At 41.2% G+C, this 306-nt stretch carries 1 protein-coding gene; it reads left to right on the top strand.

The genetic code is table 11. The features are described 5' to 3' along the window. Positions 1-75: 75 nt before the first annotated feature. On the top strand, positions 76-306 hold a 231-nt coding region (locus C1E99_RS11335; RefSeq protein ID WP_161950423.1), incomplete at its 3' end, for a nucleoside deaminase.

Raw genomic sequence — 306 nt, 5'->3', positions numbered from 1 at the left:
GTTAGATTGATTTTGATAGCAGAGAAATAAAGAAGTGGTTTTGAACTGTTATCGGGGCTGTGCTATAATAGATTTATGAACTATACACATGAAGAAAAAGAGTATTTTATGACTCAGGCATTGCAGGAAGCTAGAAAGTCGCTAGAAAAGGATGAAATTCCAATTGGTTGTGTGATTGTCAAGGATGGCCAGATTATTGGCAGAGGGCATAATGCGCGTGAGGAACTCAATCAGGCAATCATGCACGCTGAGGTTATGGCAATCCAAGAGGCTAACAATGTTGAGGGGAATTGGCGCTTGCTCGAT

The sequence above is a fragment of the Streptococcus suis genome (assembly GCF_002964045.1).
Classification (GTDB): Bacteria; Bacillota; Bacilli; order Lactobacillales; family Streptococcaceae; genus Streptococcus; species Streptococcus suis_U.
The sequence above is the reverse complement of the archived record's forward strand: the minus strand, read 5'-3'. Positions and strand labels throughout refer to the sequence as shown.